We start from the raw sequence: 23196 nt of genomic DNA on the forward strand, positions 1-23196 counted from the left end.
TTTGTAGGGGCAATTCCCCTGTGGTTGCCCCAGATGCGGTGATGTTGCGTAAGTCCTGAAGAATGTGACAGGGGTAGCCATTGTTTTATCTCCTGGTCAGCTGTCTCTTTTGGATTGGGGCACAAACTCCACATCGTCCCATGATGCCTTTAGCCTGCCAAGGGGAACTACTAAATCACACTTTTGGAGGATGTAGCCATTTGAATTTTCAGGGCGCTTGTCAAATTTTACAGTTTCTGCGTTCTGGCTATTATCTCCCATGCAAAATAGGAATCGCTGATTTCTATTGCTTTTCCTCATTTAGAATCGCTCTAACTGATGGGTGCCGCACCTAATCTTAAAGTTTATTGTAAATTTTTGTTTTTTAAAGCATTTTGTAAATTTAGATACAGAATTTTCTGTTATATTGAATAGGTAAGAGCAATCAAGCCAGTCAAACATCACTCAAGCAATACGGAGAAACCTGGTATGTCTACTCAAGAACAAGCTCGCGCCCTGATGATGCGTCATCATCACCTCATCAAAAACCGTCAGCAATCTATGCTGGGTCGCGTCGCTGCTGAAGTAGGTCTAGATGTTGAATCATCTGAATACTGGAATCACATTCAAGGACAGCCACATCCAAGCTTTCGCTCTAGCTATGACCGCAGCAATGCTTCGCTGAGCTAGGTTTGAGCTAAAGTTAACAGGCTAGAGTTAGTTTTTTTTGTATCATCTCGCTTGCATAGTGGTGTAGCAGCTTTATTCGGTATATCAAAGGCTGCTAAATAAATAATTAACCTAATTCAGGGTGTTCTTTTCAAGAAGAACACCCTGAAACTTTTTTTTGAAGAAATAGTATTTCCCTTGGGATGCGCGACGCATAGGTTTTTGGTAATGAGCAATCCTATTCGAGTTGTGAGATACCAGCGGTTCAGATACCCGACTTCTTTAAGAAGTCGGGTATCTCGCCTTCACGACTCATTTAGGATTGCTATATATAAAATTGGTATAGCAAATCAACGCATCGCTACGAACAGGCGCATTCAAAGTAGCGCCATGTTGCAGTACATATTTACACGGCTGACTTTATCTGCAACATCTGATTACCGTCTTTTTGGAATTCGTAGGGTACTGGCTTGATTTCTACACCGTAGCCTTGCGCTTTTAATTGCTTCATCACTGGCTGAAGGATTGGCGACACCTCCCCGGAAATATTCAATAGGGGAAAAATCCGTACCTCAGCAGCAACGCGGCAAAGTTCCACAATGGAGGCGAGGTGAAAATCTTCTGAGAAGAAATCCGAATAGGTGAACAAAAAGTGACTGCATAAGGCTAAATCGAACTGCCGAGTATTGAAGGGTAAAACAGGTAACTCAGCAGTTAAATAGCGTCCTTGTTGAATTCCTTGTGGCAAATCTTCCAAAAATTGCTGCATAGCTGACATCCGGATTTGTCCCAAATCTTCTGGTGAGAGGATCTCCTGCCAAACGTAGCTATCGAGGTTGGCTTGGACTCCATCGATAACTTTTTGGTAAGTTTTCTGAATACGCTCTCGGATTTCGTGGTTGGTAAACTGATACACTGGATCGCCAGAGATGACGTTGTAGCCTAGGCGTGTCATCTCAATATTGAAGCTGGCAGGACCACCGGCACAATCTAGAATTTTTAACTGGAGGTCGTCAGGCGTTAAGTTGAACATCGTGATGTATTCTGCCAGGGAACGCCCCCAAGGAATGACGCTTTCAAGTTTTAATCCCATTTGTTTCGAGCGATCGCATACTTTCCTTGGCTGATTGTAAAATGACCTAATGCACGGTTGTCAACCAACCAAGGTGGTTAGGTAGTTGAGCAAGCTATTTGAATTTGATACACAAGAATTTGATAAATAGAATGGATTTGTATTCGGGGCTTTTTCTGTGCCATGTCCCTACAGAAAATGTTGCAGAAAATGTTGGGTTTCGTACCTCAACCATTCCCTACAATAAGACTATCATTTTTTTTTCTGGCGATGTCACTGACGCCTTTCTAGTTTAAGTTTCACCTGTTTTTTCCTCAGTCTCTGTCCATGAGGTTGTCTGTGCTGTTGTTGGTTGTGGCAGAGGTGGGGCAATTTCTGGCTCTTTTTTAATGACTCTTGTCGGCTGTAAAGAAATGACTGATGCTAGTAGAGCAGGCACTCCAACAAGCGTTGTCATGAGCAAGGAAGTAAAAAGCGATTCTCCTGCATTAGTAGGTTTCTGTTCGGAGTGATTCTGTAATGAGATTTCTGCTTCTGTGAGATTTTGTTGAGGTATCTTGAAAAGTAGCTGTCCGACTGCTTTTACCAGTAAGATAACTGGGAAACTAATGAGTGCTGCGGGCAGAACTACCAGCCACACAAGTAAGCCGGAAATTAACCAAAATACAGTCGCATATACCATTTCTGAAAGTTTATGCATTGCCCTAGCCTTGCCCTACATTGGTTGCCACGCAGCTAACTCATGAGGAATCGTTGTTTGGCTGGAATTGCCTTTTCGCTTAAGCTTAGAATCGGGTTGTATCGTCGCCGCACTTCGCCTCGTTACTTCAATTTTAAGGGTACGGCAATACGGTACCCCTACTTTTTGGTTGAGTTGTAAATTTAGAAGTCAGGCTTTGACGTGCAATGCTTCCCGATTACAAGCTGATTCCGCAAAAGACAAGCGATCGCTTGTCTCGATCGAAGATGATGTAGACAAAGCCGAAGCTTTCACGCCATTTGGCGTCGTACCCATGCTGCGAGAAAATTACTATCTTATTGCATGAGTGATTATTGTCGATCGATTTGTATTAAAACCTGACGCAAGTTGCTGGCAGCGATCGCAACTTTTGAGAGGGTGGGGGATTGGATCTCGATCGGCGTTGAAGTGGTAGGAGCGACACGTCCCCATTCCCTAGAATTTATTTGACTTGCGATCGCCACTCACCACACCCTCCCCAGTAAATCTAACTTGTGCAACGCCAGAATTTTAGGCTTTTATTGCCTGCGGTAACACCTGATTGAGTTTGCCACTGCGGTAGCCTTCTAAATCGAGGGTGACGTAAATAAAGCCGAATTCTTGAAAGGCGGAAACGAGGGTGGGTAAATCGGTGGTGAAAACAAATTCTTTGATTTGTTCTGACGGTAACTCAATTCTGGCGGTGTCGCCTTCTGAGCGAACGCGGAGATTTTTTAATCCTAATTTACGCAGATAGATTTCCGCGCGTCCGACTCGTTGCAGTTTGCTGACGGTGATTTCTTCGCCGTAGGGGAAGCGGGAACTAAGGCAAGGTTGGGCGGGTTTATCCCACCAGGAAAGTCCTAGGTGTTGAGAAAGTTGGCGGACTTCGGCTTTGGTGATGCCTAATTCTGCTAAAGGCGATCGCGCACCCCTCTCTTTTGCCGCTTGAATTCCAGGGCGATAATCCCCCAAATCGTCGGCATTGACGCCATCTACAACATAGGGATAACCCAGTTGAAGTGCCAGGGGTTTGAGGTTGTCGTGGAGTTCGCTTTTACAAAAATAGCAGCGGTTGACAGGATTCGAGGTGTAATTAGGATTGTCCATTTCGTGCGTCTGTATCACTTGATGGGCAATTCCAATCGCTGCTGCTTGGATTCGGGCGTCTTCGAGTTCTTCTGGAAGGAGGGAGGGAGAAACGGCGGTGACGGCTAAAGCGCGATCGCCCAAAACATCGTAAGCAATCTTGGCAACCAAGGTACTATCGACGCCCCCAGAATAGGCAATTAATGCCCGATCCATTTCTGCAAAGAGGGTTTTTAGTTGCTCAAGTTTCTGCTCGATCATGGTTTTTTTTTAATTGAATCACACAGGACGCAAAGGTGCTTCAGGTACAGAGGCAATGGGGAGATGGGGAGATGGGGAGAAGTTTTTCATCCTTCATCCTTCCCTCAGTCCTCAGTCCTCAGTCCTCAGTCCACCCTTCGGCAAGGCGAAGCGCCTACAGTCCTCAGTCCTCAGTCCACCCTTCGGGAAGGCGAAGCGCCTACAGTCCTCAGTCCTCAGTCCACCCTTCGGCAAGGCGAAGCGCCTACAGTCCTCAGTCCTCAGTCCTCAGTCCTCAGTCCTCAGTCCTCAGTCCACCCTTCGGCAAGGCGAAGCGCCTTCAGTCCTCAGTCCTCAGTCCTCAGTCCTCAGTCCTCAGTCCTCAGTCCTCAGTCCTCAGTCCTCAGCCCTCAGTCCTCAGTCCTCAGTCCTCAGTCCTCAGTCCTCAGTCCTCCGCACTCTCAAGATCGTAACGAATTTTAAGCTTTATTCAATTCGTCTGGTGGCTGGATCGGCAAGTGTAAAGTAAAGCAGCTGCCTTGCCCCAGTTCTGAGTGTACGGTAATATCGCCGCCGTGAAGGAATGCCAGTTTGCGGGATAAAGCTAAGCCTAGACCCGTTCCTTCATATTGACGATTCAAACCGCTATCCAGCTGCCGGAACGGTTCAAAGAGGGTGGCTTGGTCGGCTTTGGCGATGCCAATTCCGGTGTCGATGACAGAAAATAAGATGGTGTCTGCGGTTTTTTCGACTTTCAGCGTCACTGAGCCAAGTTGCGTAAATTTCACCGCATTAGAGAGCAGATTGACTAAAATCTGCTTCAAGCGGCGATGGTCGCCTACGCAGGTGGTGATGCCTGGGAAAATATCTACAATTAATTGCAATCCTTTGTTTTGCGCCGGTTCGCGCACGACGGAAACGGATGCCTGACAAACTTCCTCCACTAACAAGGTTTCTAGGCTGAATTCTTCTCGACCGGCTTCAATCTTGGATAAATCTAAAAGGTCGTTAATCAGTTCCAATAACTGTTCGCCGCAGGATGTAATGGAAGTGAGATATTCTTGCTGTTTGTCGTTGAGCGATCCCACAACTCGATCCATTAGCAGGCGAGAAAACCCCAAGATGCCGGTCAGCGGGGTTCGCAGTTCGTGGCTCATGGTGGCGATAAATTCGGTTTTGGCACGATTGGCGACTTCTGAAAGTTGTTTTTCTTGCTCTAATTCTTGGGTACGTTCTTTGACGAGTTGCTCGCTTGCTTCGTAGCTTTGAGCGTTGTAAAGAGCGATCGCAACTTGGTTAGCAATCCTTTCGAGCAGATGAATTTCGTCTTCGGTGAAAGTCCGGTAACGCGATGTAGATTGTAACGAAAAGCCACCAAACAGCTGACCGCGAATAAAAATTGGCACTCTCAGCATAGACAGGATTTGTACCTGTTGAATTTGCTCTTGGCGGCTGGGAGAATAAGGAACGTCTGCGAGTTTGGGAGCATGAAAAACTCGATGAACCGAATACTTGGAGGCAGGATCTAATACATCGCGGTTTTCCGATAGAGGAAATCTGTGCCTCAAGAGAGAAGCGACTTGTTCGCTGACTCGCCATTCTTTGAGAACCTTAAATTCTTCTGCTTCTAAGGCAAAGATAACGACTCGGTCAACGCCAAAGGATTCTCCAGTTAGATTCACGATTTCCTGCAAAATATATTCTGGATCGAGGCTGGAATTTAAGCTCCGACAGATATTATTTAACAATCGCTCCCGCGTCGCTTGTTGTTGAACTCGATCGAATAGCTGCGCTTGGTGGATGGCGATCGCGCCTTGATTCGCAATCGCACTCACCAAAGCGATTTCATCTTCTGTCCATTCCCGTTCGCTAACACATTGATGCAGGGTAATCCCTCCCACCAAGGATTGCTGATACAACATCGGCATCGTCAGCATGGAGCAAACTTCATACTCTCTAGCTAATTCTTGCAGTTTGAGTGGGATGCGGTCGTCAATTTGATTGAATACCAGCGGCTCACCTTGGGCAAGGGAGGAATGGTAATAGTTATAGAAGTCGCAATAGACGCCTATCAGACTCTGCCTTTGAGGGGAAGATTCGCTGACGAGGCAAGCCTGCATTTGATCATTGGGATCGGGCAGAAAAATTAGACACCGACTGACGTTGAGTGCTTCGTGCAGCAAATCGACGGTGGTTTGCAGCACTTCCTCCAGAACCAGCGTTTCTCGCATTGCTTGGACAATGCGGTTGATAATTGCCTCTCGTTGAGCTTGCTGCTGAATTTGGGCAAGGCGATCGCACTCGATTCGGTGTTGTTCAAATTCGTGGAGCGATCGCATCAAAATCTTCGGCAACTGAAACATCTGTTGTGAGCCAACATCTGCGATTCCCGCTTCGATGGGAGCGATCGCAATAAAAGGAATAAACTGCCCGGATTGCTGGACTAATTGCAATGCTTCTAAGGAGCTTGGGGCATCTGTGAAGGGGTGAGAAGGGGATTTTTCTAGTTCTCCCTGCTTCCCGGTGTTCCCATCTGCCATTGAGCTAGCATCCCCAATCCGCTGTACTGACAACACTGCATCGTAGGTGTTTTGCTGCAATCGTTCTCGACAAGCGGCAGATGTAGCGGCAATCTCGTAGGTAAAATCAATGTCTGCTTCCCGCAGTGGGTGTGTAATCAGCCCGACATCCGCGCTTGAGTCTATCACGATCAATAGGCGGAGGGCATCTGGGGACGGAGCTTGTTGCAGTTGTGGCATCACGAGGCGAAGTACGACCTGGAAACTATAGGAGTGAGGAACGAAGGATTAGGGACTGCGCTTCCTTCACTTTCGCGCTCCTCCTACCTAGTTTGTATAGCGAGGCGAGGAACCTGTCTCTGCTTAAAACTCGCGCCGCGAAAAAATTAGGATAGCGATCGCTAAGAGGAGGACGGTATACACCAAACCATACAAAGCATCGGTTAGGAGCGCCGAGGAAGAAGGCAAAAGACCATAAACCGCCTGATTTTTTAGGTCTAGCCGAGATAAATCAGGCAGTACCACATATAAAGCATTTGCGATCCGTTCGATGTCTACATTGCGACTTAATTTTCCCAGCTCTACTAAATCTCGGCTGGAATGCCCCATTAAATACACTGCAAATGTAAACAAGGTTGCTAGCAGCGAACTCGTAAAGACGCCAAACAGCAACGCCACAGCAGTCAGTAAAGATAGCTTAAAAAACAGGTACAGCGCCGAAATCAGAATGCTACCCAGCGGGTAAGAAATCTGGCTTAAACTGAGGATGGCAAGATAAACTGCCGTCATGGCTGCCACCAAGACGCCTAAAACGGCTGATAGCCCCAGATGTTTGCCAATAATGAATTCGGCGCGACTAAGCGGTTTGGGAATTAACACTAAGACAGTGCGCTTTTCGATTTCTTTGTTAATCAACCCAGTCCCCACAAATACAGCAACAATTGTTCCCAGGACATCCATTGCTGCTAATCCAACATCTTTGAGAATTTTATCTTCTGTTGTTGCTGCCACTTCCGGTAACAGCCGCCACGCCGCCACCATTAACAGCGCAAACAAGCCGATGATATAGAGGACGCGATCGCGGATGACTTCCCGAAACCCATTCACTGCGATCGCCCAAACTCTCTTCAAACTCTCGATCGATCTCCGAAACACATTTATTTTCCTCGGCTCTACTGTGCTTAAATTCATCGTCCTTCTAAATCATCAATGATGATTTCTCTCAACGATTTATATTCTATCCTTGGCACGAATAAAAATAACATTTTTGTTACTAATAGTTAATTCTCCCTATCGTTTACTTTTTCTCCATTACCAACCACCTCTTGGCTCTATCTACAACTCTTTGGACGTCTACATCATTCATAGCTTTTTAGTTCGCCGATCGGTTGACAATTGACTTTTGCAACCGCAATACTTTGTACTCCTGTCTGGCTGGGCGTCACCCTTGAGCCAGTTACTATTGGTTGATAGCTTTGCGTAATTTGACAATTTTTTTCTACGTAATATGCTTCGGTTTGCGAACGAGGACCTTGCCAAACCGCCCGCAATTGTAAGTTATATCCTGAGTTAATCGACCCAATATTATAGGTATAACGCCACCAGAAATCTTCTTCCACAATCGGAACTTTTTTAACCGCTTCTTCCCGAATAGCTTCTATGTGTGGTTGTGGTTCTAGCAGCCATCGCTCCACTTCTGACCAAGGTTTATTCTCTAATTCTTGTACGATCAAGGGTTCCATAAATTCTAGAACCACGGTACCTCTAAGCATCTTTGTTTGTTGAGAATCTGATTGGGATACCATTGTAGTTTTTCCAAAGTGATCTGAAAGCAAAGTAGGATATTGTTCTAACCAATCTTGAGTAAGAAAATAAAATTGAATCCAGCAGCTAATTACCATATTGCTGCCAATCAAAATAACGATTCTTTGACGAAATTGGGGTGCTGGTACTTTTAATCTGAACCTTTCATCAAAAAAGGTTGGGAACACAGCAATAAATGCTGAAAGCGTAGGCCAAATTATCAAAGCAATCGGTGGGATACTCCCTGTCCAATCGCCAAATAACAACATACAGATTAAGGCACCCGTAATCCAGGGACCAATCGGAATCCCCCCAATTTTCAGAGGATTTTCTATTGTAGCCCAGCTCACTCCAATAATTAAAAATATCCAAGCGCAATTAGTGATGATATCATGCACTAAGTCAGTTGCCAAAAACGACATTAACCAAGAAAAAAAACTGAGATAAATGAAGGTTTTCCAGGAATAAGCACGGGAAGGAGCTAGGGCTTTTCGTAAGGCGTTAAAAGTATTAATTAAATACTTAAAGACAAAAAAATCAAGAATTGAGAACATATTAGCGGCAAATCCTTATTAAGTTAAAGTAAATTGATAATTAAACCCATTCCAAAAAAAGACAGATGATTGAAAAACTATTAGTTATTTAACTAAATCGAGTCCTAATAAATAATATTATTGAAATTACTCCAAAACTATAAATATTAGCCTGAAAAATGGTGTTAGTTAAAAGACGATCGGACTTAAAAGCCAGAAGTCGAAAATACCGAGGATTAGATTTATCTTGCTTTTTTCTTTCCACATAAGTCGGCAACTCTAGTAATATTTGTAAAAGTTCCAATCCTTTCAGTTTAACGACAAAAGTGGCAAAGAAGGCAACAAAGCCACTTAAGATTAGCTCCGTTACAATATTGGGCGACTGAGCAAATGAAAAGAAACGGTCAAAAAAGATATAACTGATTAGCTGAGATTTCAACGAGCGGGGAAGCCAAGGATGTACATAAAAGAAAACTACCCAACCCAGAATAGTTGAAAATAAATTAATCGAAATAGCATAGTCAATGCTCTTTTTTCGACTAAAGTTTAATTCTCGATATAAAATGAATGATTCAATAGCGATCGCCACCAGCAAAAATAAAAATTGAAATAAAATCCCTTGGAGCGGGAAAACATTGGCAAGCATAAGGTTGTCTCCCTGAAACCTGGTTAATTAAGTTTTGGCGTTAGTTTTGACGTTGGTTAGGACGGGTTGCCCTTTCATTTCTATTGTCCTGCCGACTTGGGGAAATCAAGGTTTTTTTCAGATAAAGAAAGCATATTTGAAATATTTCTAAATAAACAGAACGAGGAGGAACCGATCGCGGGTAATGGCTCAGTAGAAGAGAAAAAACAACTGGCAACTAAACGATGGACAATTGACTCCCTACTCCCTACTCCCTATTCCCAATCTCAACTTTAGCTTTGGTGGAACTGCTACTCTTGATTCTTTTCACTTTACCCTTCTAAGCTGCTATTGTTAACAGTTTGTGGCAGCTAAGATTCATGAAAATTATGAGTAGAATGGGGATCGGCATTCGCACGGCTCAAGCGCGTTCTGAGCGTCTCGTCGGTCAGATTCATGTTTACGATGGGGCGGGGAAGGGAAAGTCCCAAGCGGCGCTGGGCGTGGTGTTACGCTCGATTGGACTGGGAATTAATACTGATTTAGCAACGAGAGTGCTGCTGTTGCGGTTTCTCAAAGGGCCGGGACGCTCCTACGATGAAGATGGGGCGATCGCTGCCTTGCAACAGGGCTTCCCTCACTTGATTGACCAAGTTCGCACAGGTCGGTCAGAATTTTTTGGTGCGGAGGAAATAACGCGCTTTGACCGACAGGAGGCGCAGCGCGGCTGGGATGTGGCAAAAGGCGCGATCGCATCTGACCTCTATTCTGTCCTGGTTCTGGACGAACTGAACCCGTTGCTGGACTTAGGATTGTTGCCAGTTGAGGAAGTGGTTCGGACGCTCAAGCACAAACCGCAGGAGTTAGAAGTAATTGTTACAGGTCGGGCTGCCCCCCAACAACTCCTAGAGATTGCCGATTTGCACTCGGAGATGAAGCCGCACCACCCCATCGTCGAAGGTAGGGACGGGGTTTCCCTGCCTTTACAGGGGATAGAAATCTATACGGGTGCCGGTAAAGGCAAGTCTACCAGTGCATTGGGTAAAGCATTGCAGGCGATTGGGCGCGGGATTAGTCAAGATCAGTCGCACCGAGTGCTAATTATGCAGTGGCTCAAGGGCGGGACTGGATATACTGAGGATGCCGCGATCGCGGCTTTGCAACAAAGTTACCCGAACTTAGTCGATCATCAGCGCTGCGGACAAGATGCGATTGTTTGGCGCGGACAACAGCAAGAGCTAGACTATGTGGAAGCCGAACGCGGTTGGGAAATTGCTAGGGCGGCGATCGCGTCTGGGCTTTATAAAACGATTATCTTGGACGAACTCAATCCCACGGTTGACTTGGAACTCCTGGATCAACAACCAATCGTAGACGTACTGCTACGCAAACCCCGCGACACGGAAGTGATTATCACGGGGCGCTGTCTAAATCGTCCGGCGTATTTTGACCTCGCTAGCGTCCATTCAGAGATGATTTGTCATAAGCATTATGCTGACAGAGGGGTGGACTTGAAGCGCGGCGTAGATTTTTAGGGTTTGTGGGCGATCGCGTATTTTTGGGAGATCGGGAAAGAATGCGAGTAGGGCTTTGGATGGGCAAAGCGCGATCGCATTCTGGCGATTAGCCTCCAAGATGCTAATCAAAAGGCTGAAGCTGTAAAGAACTTTTCACAGCTCCAGCCTCAAAGCGACAGATTGCCAATCTATCAACAATCCTACCAAACGTCTGTTTGAAGGTAAAGCATAGCCGTGAACGGAGAGATTCTTCTGAAAGGTTGAGTAATTAACAGGATTTGAGCGAACTTGTTAGCACTGATAATGGGGCAGGACTTACGCAAAGCTTATACATATACATATAGCGTTTTGTAGGGGCAATCCCCCTGTGGTTGCCCCAGATGTGGTGATGTTGCGTAAGTCCTGAGGGAATGGCTGCTTTTCAATTTCCTTTTTCCTCATATCTTGCACCATTCTCAGTCAGCCCATCCGCCTTGAACTCAAGTTCAAGGCTCATAGCTCAAGTCCATTGAAATGGACTGAAATTATTCCCCAGTCCACGAAACGTGGACTTGAGCTATTAGCTGTGGGGTTCAAACCCTTGGCGGGTATTGCGACTGGTGCAAGATGTGAGTTAGAACGGACTTCAATCCAGAAATATCAAGGCTTTTAGTCCATTTTAAGGGACTTGAGCTATAACCTATGGAATTTGATTTCCGGGCGGGTTATCGGGTTGGTGCCAGATATCAGTCCCCAATACCAACTTTCAAAACATGATGTTTAATTCTACCCACTTGCTTAACAATTTTCTAATTTTCTAATAACAATTAAAGTTCCCAAACTTAGCAAATCTATACTTGGGATAAAATCAGTAATCTCCCCAATGCATCTAGCCAGAGGAGTATTCTAGAAAAGAGAATGTTTTAATTAGCACTCGCATGACTTTCGGCAACGAGAGTTAACACCTCCGGAGTCTTCCCATGCTCGTACCCATTTCCCTCGTCATCACGGCATACAACCGGGAGCTTTATCTCGCTGCCACCATTGAAAGTATTCTGACGCAGACTAGGCAAGACTTTGAGCTACTGGTGTGGGATGACGGTTCCACAGACAGAACCGTAGAAATTGCCCGTCACTACGAAGCACGCGATCGCAGAGTTCGGGTAGTCGCAGCAGAACATCAAGGACGAGTTAGCGCCTTGCAAGCAGCGATCGCACAGACCACCGGCACCTACATCGGTTTGGTAGACAGCGACGATTTGCTTGCCCCCACAGCACTAGAAGAGACAACAGCAGTCCTGGAGGCGAACCCGGACGTAGGTTTTGTCTACACCAACTACATCGACATCGACCAAAGAGGCAAAGTCATCGACTACGGGAAGCGCTGTCGCATCCCCTACTCCAAAGAGCGGCTTTTGGTCGATTTTATGACCTTTCACTTCCGGTTGATGCGTCGCAGTTGCTTCGACCAAGTGGGGGGAATCGAAGAATCCTTCGACTACGTTGAAGACTACGATCTGTGCCTGAAGCTATCAGAAGTTGCTGAAGTGCGGCATATCAACAAGCCACTTTACTACTATCGTTGCCATCAAGCAAGTGACTCACACACCTATACCAAGCAGCAGGCGCAGAACTCCTGCAAAGCGATCGCGCGGGCACTGCAAAGGAGAGGATTAAGCGATCGCTTTTCTGTAAAACTGCACATCCTCAGCCATTTTCCCTTCAACTCCAAAGTCTTATTAGTTCGCAAAAAGCTATCAATTCTCGATTACCAATTCCCAATTACCAATTACTCCCATCTTGCACCATTCCCACTCACCTACCAGCAGTTAAAACCCCTAGCTAATCGCCAAAGTCCACTCAAGCGAGCTAAATGCATTGAAGTCCACTTGAGTGGACTTGAGCTATTAGCCCGCCACTTAAGCGGCGGGCGGGATTTGCAGCTTACTAACAACAGTGCAACATCTCCTAATTACCAATTCCCCATTGCCAAAAACATTGCCTCTTGCCTTCTCGCCCTCACCTGTAGCCTTTTTCCAACTTTCGCCCAAGCACAATCGATTACCACCGCAGCTGACGGCACCAACACCAATGTCACCACCTCTGGCAATCAATTCAATATTACTGGTGGAAAACTTTCCGGAGATGGGGGAAATCTCTTCCACAGCTTCAACAAATTTGGCTTAGAACAAAATCAAATTGCCAACTTTCTTTCTAACCCATCCATTCACAATATTTTGGGTCGCGTCACGGGTGGCAACCCTTCTATTATTAATGGACTTATTCAAGTTTCCGGCAGCAACTCCACCAACTTATACTTGATGAATCCTGCTGGCATTGTGTTTGGTTCCGGTGCCAGCTTGAACGTACCAGGAAGCTTTACCGCCACCACCGCTACAGGGATTGGGATTGGCGACAATTGGTTCAATGCCTTCGATCCTAATAACTACGCCAACTTGGTAGGCACACCCAATCTCTTTGCCTTCACCACCTCCCAGCCGGGTAGCGTTATCAACGCCGGGAATTTAGCGGTGGGAGAGGGAAAAAATCTTACTCTTATCGGCGGTACCGTCGTCAACACCGGACAACTCAAAGCACCAGGCGGTAATATCACCGTAGCTGCCGTACCGGGCAAGAAGACGGTGCAGATATCGCAAGCGGGAAACGTGCTGAGTTTAGAGATTCAGCCATCCGCCTTACCCTCCAGCTTCAACGCTAAGCTACCCAATCCTCCCTCCCTGCCGCAATTACTCACAGGTGGAGGTGTCGCTAATGCCACCAAAATGACCGTCAATAGCGCCGGACAGGTGGTGATAAGCGGATCGGGTATTAGCATTCCCACAGAAGCGGGAACTACAATTGTCTCCGGTAAGCTGGATGCCTCCAACACTCAAGTCGGTATTGGCGGAGCAATAGCTGTACTGGGTAATCAAGTTGGTTTAGTCGAAAACGCCAGCGTCAATGCCTCCGGGGATGCAGGCGGCGGTAAAGTATTGATTGGCGGAGATTATCTGGGCAAAGGCAGCGTACCCAATGCTGCTTTCACCTTTGTGGGCGCAGATGTGACACTTAATGCCGATGCCATTACTAACGGCAATGGCGGTAGAGTTATTGTTTGGTCAGATCAAGCCACCCGTACCTATGGCACCATTAGCGCCCGTGGCGGCGCGCAAGGCGGGAACGGCGGATTTATCGAAACTTCCGGCAAAGTTTACCTGGATGTCACCAAAGCTGCGGATGCCAGCGCCCCCAAAGGTCTTCCCGGCACTTGGCTGCTTGACCCCTCGAATGTGACTATCATCAATGCCGGTTTTAGCTATGGTACCTTGGACGGCATTTCACCAAATTTCACGGCGAATGCCGACGATTCCACTGTTAGTAATACTGCAATCCAAAACGCCCTCAATGGCGGTAGTGACGTAATCATCTCCACAAATAATCCTAATCTTCCTGGCGGCTTTCAGGATGGTAATATTACGCAGAATGCTGATGCAGCGATTGGCGGGGGGTATGCTTCTGGTGGCCCTGTGACTCTCACTTTTGAGGCAGCCAATAACATTATCCTCAATGGCTCTATCGGCGGTAATGGCTACGCGCTAAATGTCGTGCTTCGAGGTCAAGGTGGTGCGGGAACTAGGGCAAACAATGTAACAATTAATGGTCCGATTAACACTGACGGCGGTGACTTCAGTAGCCTGAGCAACACTTTCAACAGTAGCGCTACTACCATTACCACCCAAGGCGGGAATATCAATATTGATGCTACTGGCAACATCAGCACAGGCTTACTCAACGCTAGTTCTACTGGGACTGGTGGGAATATTAACCTGACGACGAGTGCAGGTAGCAACATTACCCTCAGCGGTAATCTTGATGCCTCTGGTAGTGATGGAGACGGGTACAATATTACGCTTACTGGCGATGTCTTGCTCAGTAACAACGCCATATTGACGACGACGACGTTTGGGGAAATCAATATCACCGGAACCGTCAATGGCACGGGTGCAGGCGGTCAAAACCTGACGTTGAATGCAGACACGGGTGACATGACATTCGGTAGCGCTGTCGGCAACATTACACCTATCGGGAATTTGAGTGTCAATAGTGCCTCCAATGTCACTCTAAACGGCAACGTCACCACAAGTAGCGGCAGCACTATCAGCTTCAACACTCCCGTGACGCTGAATAACAATGCAACCCTAACCGCAGACGAGATTAACGTTAATGGGGCACTCAGCGGTACAGGATACCAAATTGGATTAGCACCCGCAACGGCATCGAAAAATATTCAGATTGGGAATGCGACTCCTGTCAACGATAGTTTGAATCTGACTGCCGCAAAGTTAGGGCAATTGCAAGACGGCTTTAGCTCTATTACAATTGGAAGGCTTGACGGCAGTGGTGCCATTACGATTGATAGTACTGGTGTAACCTTCAAAGATCCTGTCACTATTCAGGCTCCTGCTGGCTCAGTGGCGGTCAATGGAGCCATTACAGGCACTGGGGACGCCTCCATCACCCTCAATGCTGGATTAACCACCCTCAACGCAGATATCACCACCGCAGAGCAAAGCATTACTATCAACGGCGATACAGTTCTCGCTAAAGACATCACCCTCAGTACAGGAGATCAAGCGGGTGGTGATATCTATCTAGGTGGCAAGACGAATGGAACGGGCGCAGGCGGGCAAAACCTCACTTTAACTGCTGGTACGGGCAGCATTGAAATCGCTGATGCAGTGGGCAACAGCACCTCTATCGGAGCCTTAACTGCTAACAGCAGTGGCTTCACTAGCTTGGATAGCAGTGTCAATGCAGCTAGCGTAACGACACAAGGGATTAGCGTCATCGGCGGGAATGTCACCACCAGCGGAATTCAAAACTATGGCGGCGATGTTTACCTCGTCGTTCAAAACCCGATAGAACTCAGCAGTAGCGATCGCTCGATTACCTTTGGCGGTATCCTCGCTAATAGCGGCAATCCTATCGACTTAACCATCAGTGCCAGCAGTGATGTCACTTTCCAGAATGCAGTGGGAGGAAGTGGTGATTTCCTAGGTAATCTGACAGTGAATAGCGGCAACAATGTAATCGCAAACGATATTACCGCTGCCGGGATTCAAATAACAGCCAACAATAGTATCAGTACAGGTGCGCTCAATACCAGTAAGACAGCAGGAAATGGAGGCGCGATCGCTCTTACTGCCAAAAATAACCTTACCACTGCTAACATCGACTCTCATTCTGACAATGGGGTTGGCGGAAATATCACTCTTACCAGCCAAACAGCTGTCATAAAAACCGGAAATTTAACGGCTTCCGGCACCACGAAAGGCGGGAATATTTTCCTATCTGCCATTGACAGCATTACAACTCTAGGAATTAATTCCAGCGCTAGTTTCGGAGACGCTGGTAATGTCACCCTCGACCCCGAAAACGACATTCAAGTTAGCTTCATCAATGCCCAAGGTGGAACTAGGGGCAAAGGAGGCATCGTTGACATCACCACCGAAAGTCTGTTTCGGGCTACAGATACCTTCACCGACCAAAATGGGCAAAAAGCAAGTATTTCCGCCGCCGGGGGTGCCGGTGAAGGTACGATTGTTCTGCGCCACGGAGGCGGTTCTAAAGACGTTCCCTTCGTCGTTGGCAAGGCTACCAACAACGGTACAGCCGGAGTATTGACAACTGGTTCTGGCAATACCATTGCCTCAGGATCTTTCCCCGGTAGCTATACTCAGGGCAAGATTCAAATCATCACCTCTGATACACCTGATACACCTGATACACCTGATACACCGAGTCCTTTACCACAAGAGATAACGCCTCCACAGGAAACGGCAACACCCCAATTTTCGGTGTCTGCCAGACTGGATCTCGCGGAAGTTGACACCGTGTTAGCTGACTTGGACGAGTCGTTCACGCGGCAGTTTGAGCAATATTTCAATGGAAGTACCGATACTCCAATTAAAACCCTCGCCGAAGCCCGCGATATTCTGCAAAACATTGAGAAATCGACTGGGGTAAAACCGGCACTCATCTACATCACTTTTATTCCCGCCACTGTTGCACCAAAGGCAGCCACAGACAAAACTCTATTACCTGTAACATCGCCAGAATCAGACATCCGGCAGTTTCCTCCCCAAAGTGCCCTCACTCAAGCGTCCCCGCAACCCGCCGCTACTCCCTCTATCAGTCGCCCCGCACCAGACAACGACCAACTCGAATTAGTCGTTATCACTGCCAAAGGGCAACCGATTCGGAAACGGGTGCAGGGGGCAACCCGCGAGGAAGTTCTCAAAGTTGCTAAACAATTCCACAGCGAAGTTACCAACGTCAGAAAACCCCGTGGCTACCTGGAACCATCCCAGAAACTCTATCAGTGGATGGTGGCACCCTTGGAAGCCGATTTACAAGCCAGAGGTATACAGAATCTGGTATTTCTGATGGATACAGGTTTGCGGAGTCTCCCAATGGCTGCCCTCCACGATGGTCAAAAATTTCTCGTAGAAAAGTACAGCGTCGGCACAATGCCGAGTCTCAGCCTCACCGATACCCGCTACGTGAATATCAAAAACGCTCAAGTTTTGGCAATGGGCGCGTCGAAGTTTACCGAGCTGAATCCCTTACCAGCAGTGCCGATAGAATTATTTATCATCACCCAGAAGCTGTGGTCGGGGAAATCTTTCCTCAACGAGAAATTTACGCTAAAGAATCTGAAGGCGCAGCGTCAGCAAGATCCTTATGGAATTGTCCACCTGGCGACGCATGGCGAATTTAAACCTGGGGGCATCGAAAACTCCTACATCCAGTTATGGGATACCAAGCTGCGACTCAACCAGCTGCGGCAATTGGGCTGGAATGACCCGCCAGTGGAATTGTTGGTGCTGAGTGCCTGTCGCACCGCGCTGGGAGATGAACAAGCAGAGTTAGGCTTTGGTGGCTTAGCAGTGCTGGCGGGAGTGAAGTCAGCTGTAGCCAGTTTATGGTATGTCAGCGATGAGGGAACCCAAGGATTGATGGCGGATTTCTACGCTCAATTGAAAATAGCTCCAATCAAGGCAGAAGCATTACGGCAAGCGCAGGTAGCAATGATCAAGGGGCAGGTACGCTTGGAGGGGGGTGAACTGCGCTTCCCCACAGGAAACATCAAGCTGCCACCCGAACTTGCTAACCGGGGCGACACGCTGCTGACGCATCCTTATTACTGGGCAGCTTTTACGATGATTGGCAATCCTTGGTAAGAGGAGTGAGGAGTGAGGATTTAGGACTGAGGGCTGAGGATTTAGGACTGAGGGCTGAGGGCTGAGGGCTGAGGGCTGAGGGCTGAGGGCTGAGGGCTGAGGGCTGAGGGCTGAGGGCTGAGGGCTGAGGGCTGAGGGCTGAGGGCTGAGGGCTGAGGGCTGAGGGCTGAGGGCTGAGGACTGAGGGCTGAGGGCTGAGGGCTGAGGACTGAGGGCTGAGGGCTGAGGACTGAGGGCTGAGGGCTGAGGACTGAGGGCTGAGGGCTGAGGACTGAGGGCTGAGGACTGAGGGCTGAGGGCTGAGGACTGAGGGCTGAGGACTGAGGGCTGAGGGCTGAGGGAGAGAAGATCGTACTTGCATTCAGCTCATCATATCAACCCAACTACTCCGATCGGGATGGACAGGGAAAAGATGAATCAATTAATTCAATTTGAAAATGTTGGGTTTCCTGTGTCAACCGAATCTAAAAGGGGCGATCGCACGACTGAGCTTTGACAATGATTGGCAACCCTTGTTAACAGGACTGGGAACTGAGGAGTGGGGAGAGAGGATCGTACTCGCATTCTGCCCATCAACCTTAGCGACTTCTCCCGTAAACAGGCAACGGTGAAGTGTTGTTTGTTTTACAAGCCGATCGTTCGCCTTTCGCTTTTTTGAACCTTAGTTATAAAATACTTTGACCCAATGGCACAATTAGCACTTGCTAATTTAAGTATTGCTACCAAGCTCTAACTTAGCGGTTTCGGCTATTTTAGGAACAGTCTCCAACGTATATCAAACTTAGCTGCGCTTCAACCTGAGGCGTGCCGATAGGAACCGGGGTAAACAGTGCCTAGTGGAAAAATCCACTGCCTGGAACGACTCCCCCATAACCGGGTGACTACACAAAATTGTTGTTTTGAGGAATGCTGCCGTGGAGTCGGGAAAGATTTTGGGCTTTTTCATCGAGGAGGCAAAAGAACACCTCGAAACCCTGGAAAAAGGGCTACTGGATCTGCGCGCCGTGATGGCAGACCAAGAAAGGATTAATGAAATGTTTCGCGCCGCCCATTCCGTCAAGGGAGGGGCAGCGATGCTGGGCTTTAACAGTATTCAAAAAGTTTCCCATCGTTTTGAAGATTGTTTCAAGCTCCTCAAAGAACATCCAGTCAACATCGATAGCGAGCTGGAGTCTATGTTTTTAAAAGGGTATGACACCCTTAAGGACTTGGTTGACCGCCTTCAAGGGCCATTTGGTCTTCGGGAAGAGGAAGGCGAGAAAATCGTGCAAGCAGCAGAACCTCATTTTGCTCAGTTACAGGCACACCTTAACCGCCTGCTTGGGGCAGCAGGAAGTGAGCAAGAAGCGGCGATGGCGGGCAAAACGCCAACTCCAGATATTTCTGCTCAGGTGACTGGGGTGCTAAAACAAATGTTGCCGCTGTTCAAACAAGCAGAAACGCCTGCAAATCGTCAACAACTTTGCGGTTTGTGCAATCGCCTCGTGCAGATGAGTGCGGAAGTAAAAACTTGGCAAGTGCTGGTAAAAACTGCAAATCGAGCGATCGCTAATTCTAAAAATACTTATGCTACCCTGGCACCGATTGTCATTAAGGAACTCAAGCAGGCTAGCGATCAGTTGCCACACGGCAAAACTGACGCGATCGCGCCTAGTGCCAGCTTGCGGCTGTTGGCAGCGTCCCCAGAAGCAACTGCCGCCCCAATACCGACGGCAAAGGTGGCTGTTGGGGTAGGGGCACCCAGTCCAGCGGAGCCAAAACCCACTCCGACATCCGTCAAACAAATCGCCGTGCCTGTAGAACCTAGCGCAGCGGCAAAGGTTTTGGTTCAAGTGTTTAATAAAGAGCAACTACTGCTGCTGGCAAAGTTACTCCACCAAGCCTCTCGCTGATTCTCTCAACCACAAGACGCGGCTGCTTTTGTACAAAGCGCGATCGCTCTCCATTTGCAAATGGAGCATCGGGTGCTGCTACCTTCCCTTTTCTAGAGCCAGCTACAGAATAAACCGATGGGGCAGTCCCCGAAGCACTGCCCCTTTTTTTGTTTGTGCAACCGGGCGAACATTCTTAAATTAAACTGTCTTTTGCTAATCAACACATTTGCTAATCGACACATAGGTATAAAAACTGATTTTTCATTTCACTCTAATTTTTTTATTAGGTCAAAATTTTCCGTAGGTTTGCGTGTAAAAAATAACGAATACTGACTGGCAACTGACCGATTAAATCCTTGGGAATAGTCCCTGTGCTAAATCCCGGAGAACAACTGGCGACAGTTTGACTTTTTGGCATGAAGAAAAGACAACTTTTATTTAAATATTTGAAAATATATGCATAAGTATGAATATTTACCCAATTTTTTAACCGGATTTTCATGGAAACAACTCCTTTCAGCCCAGAAATCCTCATCCCTTGTTAAAACTGATACCAATATAAATTCAAAAGCCCTAGCTCCAGTGATTAGGGTGTTATTTTTAGAAAAAATAAGCATCTATCTATTTGTATAAAAACTTGTTAATCTGGTGGCTTCAAAGACTTAATAAAATAGTCTGGAAGTTACCACTCAGGGTGTATGCAGCCCCACAGCTAAAAGCGTTATACCAGAGTAGAGAGAAAAGGGTGTATCCAGTCCAACGGCTGAACAAGTTAAAAAAATTGACATAACAAAAACTCCAGGTACTCAGCCAGTGCCTTGATTAAAAGCTATGCGAACTTTACAAGCGAATCAGCAAGGCGCTGCCCAATCAGCGCCCAGGATGGATACCTTCCCTCAGGTACTTTTGAGCGAACTACCAGTCGGCGTATTGGTGATGGGAGCGCAGGGGGAAATCCGCTTTACGAATCAGGCGGCACTGGACTTGCTGGATTTAACGGCAGACCAGATGCTGGATCAAACGCCGCTCGATCCCGCTTGGCACGTCATCCAAGAGAATGGAACGCCATTTCAGATGAAACTCCACACGGCACCAGTCCGGGCAAAGCAAGCATTGTTGCTGCTTTCGACCCGCCAATCGCTGCGAAACCTGGTGCTAGGGGTTTATAGACCGACAAAGCGCGATCGCGTCTGGATATCTGTCAACACCGAACCGCAGTTAGATCCCGATGGTTGCGTCGAGCAAGTCGTCTGCACGCTGAGTGACATCACCAACCACAAGGCAAGCGAACAACTCTCAAAAATCAATGAATGTTTTTCGGGTCTTGGTGCCGACCCAGATGAGAATATTAACCGCGTCACGGCATACGCTGGGCAATTACTAGGCGGCGCTTGGGCAGTCTACAATCGACTGCATCAAGGCTTACTTTGGTCTTGGGGTCAATGGCAAACGCCGTCGGAGTTTCCAAACGTAGGCGACCCGGACGGACATCTCTGTTATGACGTAATTCAGCAGGGAAGCGACCAGACGTATGTCGTTCAAGATTTGCCAAACACCCCCTACGCACACAGCGATCCTTGGGTAATTCCTTACCAATTGCAAAGCTACCTTGGACAAGCTATTAGATGCGCGGGTGAGTATATCGGCTCACTTTGCGTGGTCTATCAGAACCAGTTTGTACCCACTGAATCTGACAAGAAGCTGATGGGGATTATGGTTGCCGCGATTGGTGTAGAAGAAGAACGCAAGAGGGAAGCAGTGGTGTGGGCGCAAAACGAAGGGAAATGGCGATCGCTACTGCAAAATAGTTCCAATTTGATCACAATTTTAGAAGCCGATGGTACCATCAAATACGCAAGTCCTGCCATTGAGGGCATTTTAGGATACAAGCCAAAAGAATTGATTGGCAAAAATACCTTTGACTTTGTTCACCCAGAAGATATTTCTTTAGTCAAAAACGACTTTCAAGGCGTCCTCGAAAATTCAACAACTGCTTTATCCATTGAGTTCCGATTTCAGCACAAAGATGGCTCGTGGCGTTATATCGAAGCAACCCACAGCAATCTGGTAATGGATGCACCAGGTGTTCGCATTGTTGTGAACTCTCGTGATATTAGCGATCGCAAACTCGCTGAGACAGCTTTAATTCAATCAGAAGCGCAACTGAGAGAAAAAGCGGCTCAATTGGAACAAGCCTTGTACGAACTGCAACAAACTCAAAGTCAACTGGTACAAACCGAAAAAATGTCCAGTTTGGGGCAGTTAGTCGCCGGTGTTGCCCACGAAATTAACAACCCCGTTTCCTTTATCTACGGTAATCTTCCCTACGCAACTGAGTATACTCAAGACCTGCTGCACCTCGTTCAGCTCTACCAGCAGGAATATCCAAAACCAACACCCGCCATTCAAGAAGCAGCAGCAGCACTGGACATAGATTTCCTCAGTGAAGACCTTCCAAAACTGATGAATTCGATGCAAGTGGGAGCTGAACGCATTCGACAAATTGTGCTGAGCTTGAGGAACTTCTCTCGCCTAGATAAAGCGGCAAGAGAGCCTTTCGATCTCCACAATGGCATTGATAACACTTTACTTTTGTTACAACATCGCCTAAAACCGAAAGCAGGACGCACCGATATCCAGATACTTAAAGAGTATGACAACCTGCCCCGTGTCGATTGCTATGCTGGGCAAATTAATCAGGTATTTATGAATATCCTGAGTAATGCGATTGATGCCCTAGAAGAGTCAATAGTCAATGGTCAATGGTCAGTAGTCAGTAGAAAAACAACTGACGTTCCTACCATTCGGATTCGCACGGAACTGGCAAATGACAATAAAGTGGTCATCCGGATTACTGATAATGGCCCTGGGATACCATCGGAAGTGCAGCAACATATATTTGACCCTTTCTTTACCACCAAACCAGTAGGTCAAGGTACCGGCTTGGGGTTGTCAATCAGCTACCAGGTTGTTGTTGAAAAACACGGCGGCGTCCTGAAGTGCCAGTCGGCACCGGGAGAAGGAACGGAATTCTGCATTCAGCTGCCCGTAAATCTTCCCCAACCGGAAGGAGCTTAGAAGTATAGCGAATGGCACTTACTTAAGCATAAAAAGTAATTTGTTGGTTGGGTTGAAAGATAGTGAAACCCAACCACTCACTAAGCTTACTAGATGTTGGGTTTCGTGCCTCAACCCAACCTACTTACTAAGCTTATTAGATGTTAGATGTTGGGTTTCGTGCCTCAACCCAACCTACGGGCTACGGGCTTGATTCTAGGCTAATTAACTAAACCTCTACTTTTCGTATAAAAAGGAAATGTAGAGACACGCAATTG

The 23196-nt window shown here is 47.3% G+C and carries 16 protein-coding genes; 7 read left to right on the forward strand and 9 right to left on the reverse strand.

The features are described from left to right. Window positions 1–468 precede the first annotated feature (468 nt). Window positions 469–669, forward strand: coding sequence for a hypothetical protein (locus ACFW2W_RS13780; RefSeq protein ID WP_378178810.1), 201 nt, complete (start codon window positions 469–471; stop codon window positions 667–669). Window positions 670–1054: 385 nt separating this feature from the next. Here the strand turns inward: ACFW2W_RS13780 and ACFW2W_RS13785 are convergent, their stop codons facing one another. Together ACFW2W_RS13785 and ACFW2W_RS13790 are read right to left on the reverse strand one after the other, a co-directional pair. After that, entirely contained in the window at window positions 1055–1741 is a 687-nt protein-coding gene (locus ACFW2W_RS13785; RefSeq protein ID WP_378178813.1) for an SAM-dependent methyltransferase, read from the reverse strand. Between the two features lie 271 nt (window positions 1742–2012). Further along, window positions 2013–2420 (reverse strand): hypothetical protein, encoded by a 408-nt coding sequence (locus ACFW2W_RS13790; RefSeq protein ID WP_378178816.1) that lies wholly within the window; start codon window positions 2418–2420, stop codon window positions 2013–2015. Window positions 2421–2487: 67 nt separating this feature from the next. Between ACFW2W_RS13790 and ACFW2W_RS13795 the strand changes: the two genes are divergently transcribed. Continuing rightward, window positions 2488–2766, forward strand: a complete 279-nt coding sequence (locus ACFW2W_RS13795; protein WP_378178819.1) for a hypothetical protein — start codon at window positions 2488–2490, stop codon at window positions 2764–2766. 4 nt (window positions 2767–2770) lie between these two features. Here ACFW2W_RS13795 and ACFW2W_RS13800 read toward each other — a convergent pair whose 3' ends face one another. Continuing rightward, complete coding sequence (locus ACFW2W_RS13800) at window positions 2771–2923, reverse strand: hypothetical protein (RefSeq protein ID WP_378178822.1); 153 nt, start codon at window positions 2921–2923, stop codon at window positions 2771–2773. A 46-nt stretch (window positions 2924–2969) separates the two neighbouring features. Continuing rightward, window positions 2970–3788, reverse strand: coding sequence for an ATP-dependent sacrificial sulfur transferase LarE (larE, locus tag ACFW2W_RS13805; protein ID WP_378178825.1), 819 nt, complete (start codon window positions 3786–3788; stop codon window positions 2970–2972). A gap of 13 nt (window positions 3789–3801) precedes the next feature. Here larE and ACFW2W_RS13810 point away from each other — a divergent pair, with 13 nt between their 5' ends. After that, window positions 3802–4296 (forward strand): hypothetical protein, encoded by a 495-nt coding sequence (locus ACFW2W_RS13810; protein WP_378178828.1) that lies wholly within the window; start codon window positions 3802–3804, stop codon window positions 4294–4296. Here ACFW2W_RS13810 and ACFW2W_RS13815 read toward each other — a convergent pair. The 4 genes from ACFW2W_RS13815 to fraC form a co-directional block, all read right to left on the reverse strand. Further along, entirely contained in the window at window positions 4247–6526 is a 2280-nt protein-coding gene (locus ACFW2W_RS13815; RefSeq protein WP_378178911.1) for a GAF domain-containing sensor histidine kinase, read from the reverse strand. The two genes, ACFW2W_RS13810 and ACFW2W_RS13815, sit on opposite strands and share 50 nt — an antisense overlap. A gap of 123 nt (window positions 6527–6649) precedes the next feature. Then, window positions 6650–7441: an ABC transporter permease gene (locus ACFW2W_RS13820; RefSeq protein WP_378178831.1), complete on the reverse strand. Its 792-nt coding sequence runs from the start codon at window positions 7439–7441 to the stop codon at window positions 6650–6652. Between the two features lie 203 nt (window positions 7442–7644). Then, complete coding sequence (locus tag ACFW2W_RS13825) at window positions 7645–8643, reverse strand: DUF5357 family protein (RefSeq protein ID WP_378178834.1); 999 nt, start codon at window positions 8641–8643, stop codon at window positions 7645–7647. 88 nt (window positions 8644–8731) lie between these two features. Beyond that, window positions 8732–9268, reverse strand: coding sequence for a filament integrity protein FraC (gene fraC / locus ACFW2W_RS13830; protein WP_378178837.1), 537 nt, complete (start codon window positions 9266–9268; stop codon window positions 8732–8734). Between the two features lie 368 nt (window positions 9269–9636). Here fraC and ACFW2W_RS13835 point away from each other — a divergent pair, with 368 nt between their 5' ends. Both ACFW2W_RS13835 and ACFW2W_RS13840 read left to right on the forward strand, forming a co-directional pair. Next, complete coding sequence (locus tag ACFW2W_RS13835; protein ID WP_378178840.1) at window positions 9637–10782, forward strand: cob(I)yrinic acid a,c-diamide adenosyltransferase; 1146 nt, start codon at window positions 9637–9639, stop codon at window positions 10780–10782. 941 nt (window positions 10783–11723) lie between these two features. Beyond that, on the forward strand, window positions 11724–17987 hold the full coding sequence (locus ACFW2W_RS13840; RefSeq protein ID WP_378178843.1) for a CHAT domain-containing protein: 6264 nt from the start codon (window positions 11724–11726) through the stop codon (window positions 17985–17987). 41 nt (window positions 17988–18028) lie between these two features. On the opposite strand, the gene ACFW2W_RS13845 is transcribed toward ACFW2W_RS13840, so the two are convergent. Next, complete coding sequence (locus ACFW2W_RS13845) at window positions 18029–18352, reverse strand: hypothetical protein (RefSeq protein WP_378178913.1); 324 nt, start codon at window positions 18350–18352, stop codon at window positions 18029–18031. 534 nt (window positions 18353–18886) lie between these two features. Between ACFW2W_RS13845 and ACFW2W_RS13850 the strand changes: the two genes are divergently transcribed. Continuing rightward, window positions 18887–19879, forward strand: coding sequence for an Hpt domain-containing protein (locus ACFW2W_RS13850; protein ID WP_378178846.1), 993 nt, complete (start codon window positions 18887–18889; stop codon window positions 19877–19879). An 813-nt stretch (window positions 19880–20692) separates the two neighbouring features. Next, window positions 20693–22939 (forward strand): PAS domain S-box protein, encoded by a 2247-nt coding sequence (locus ACFW2W_RS13855; RefSeq protein ID WP_378178849.1) that lies wholly within the window; start codon window positions 20693–20695, stop codon window positions 22937–22939. Window positions 22940–23196: the final 257 nt, after the last annotated feature.

This window comes from Coleofasciculus sp. H7-2, from assembly GCF_042747725.1.
GTDB lineage: Bacteria > Cyanobacteriota > Cyanobacteriia > Cyanobacteriales > FACHB-T130 > FACHB-T130.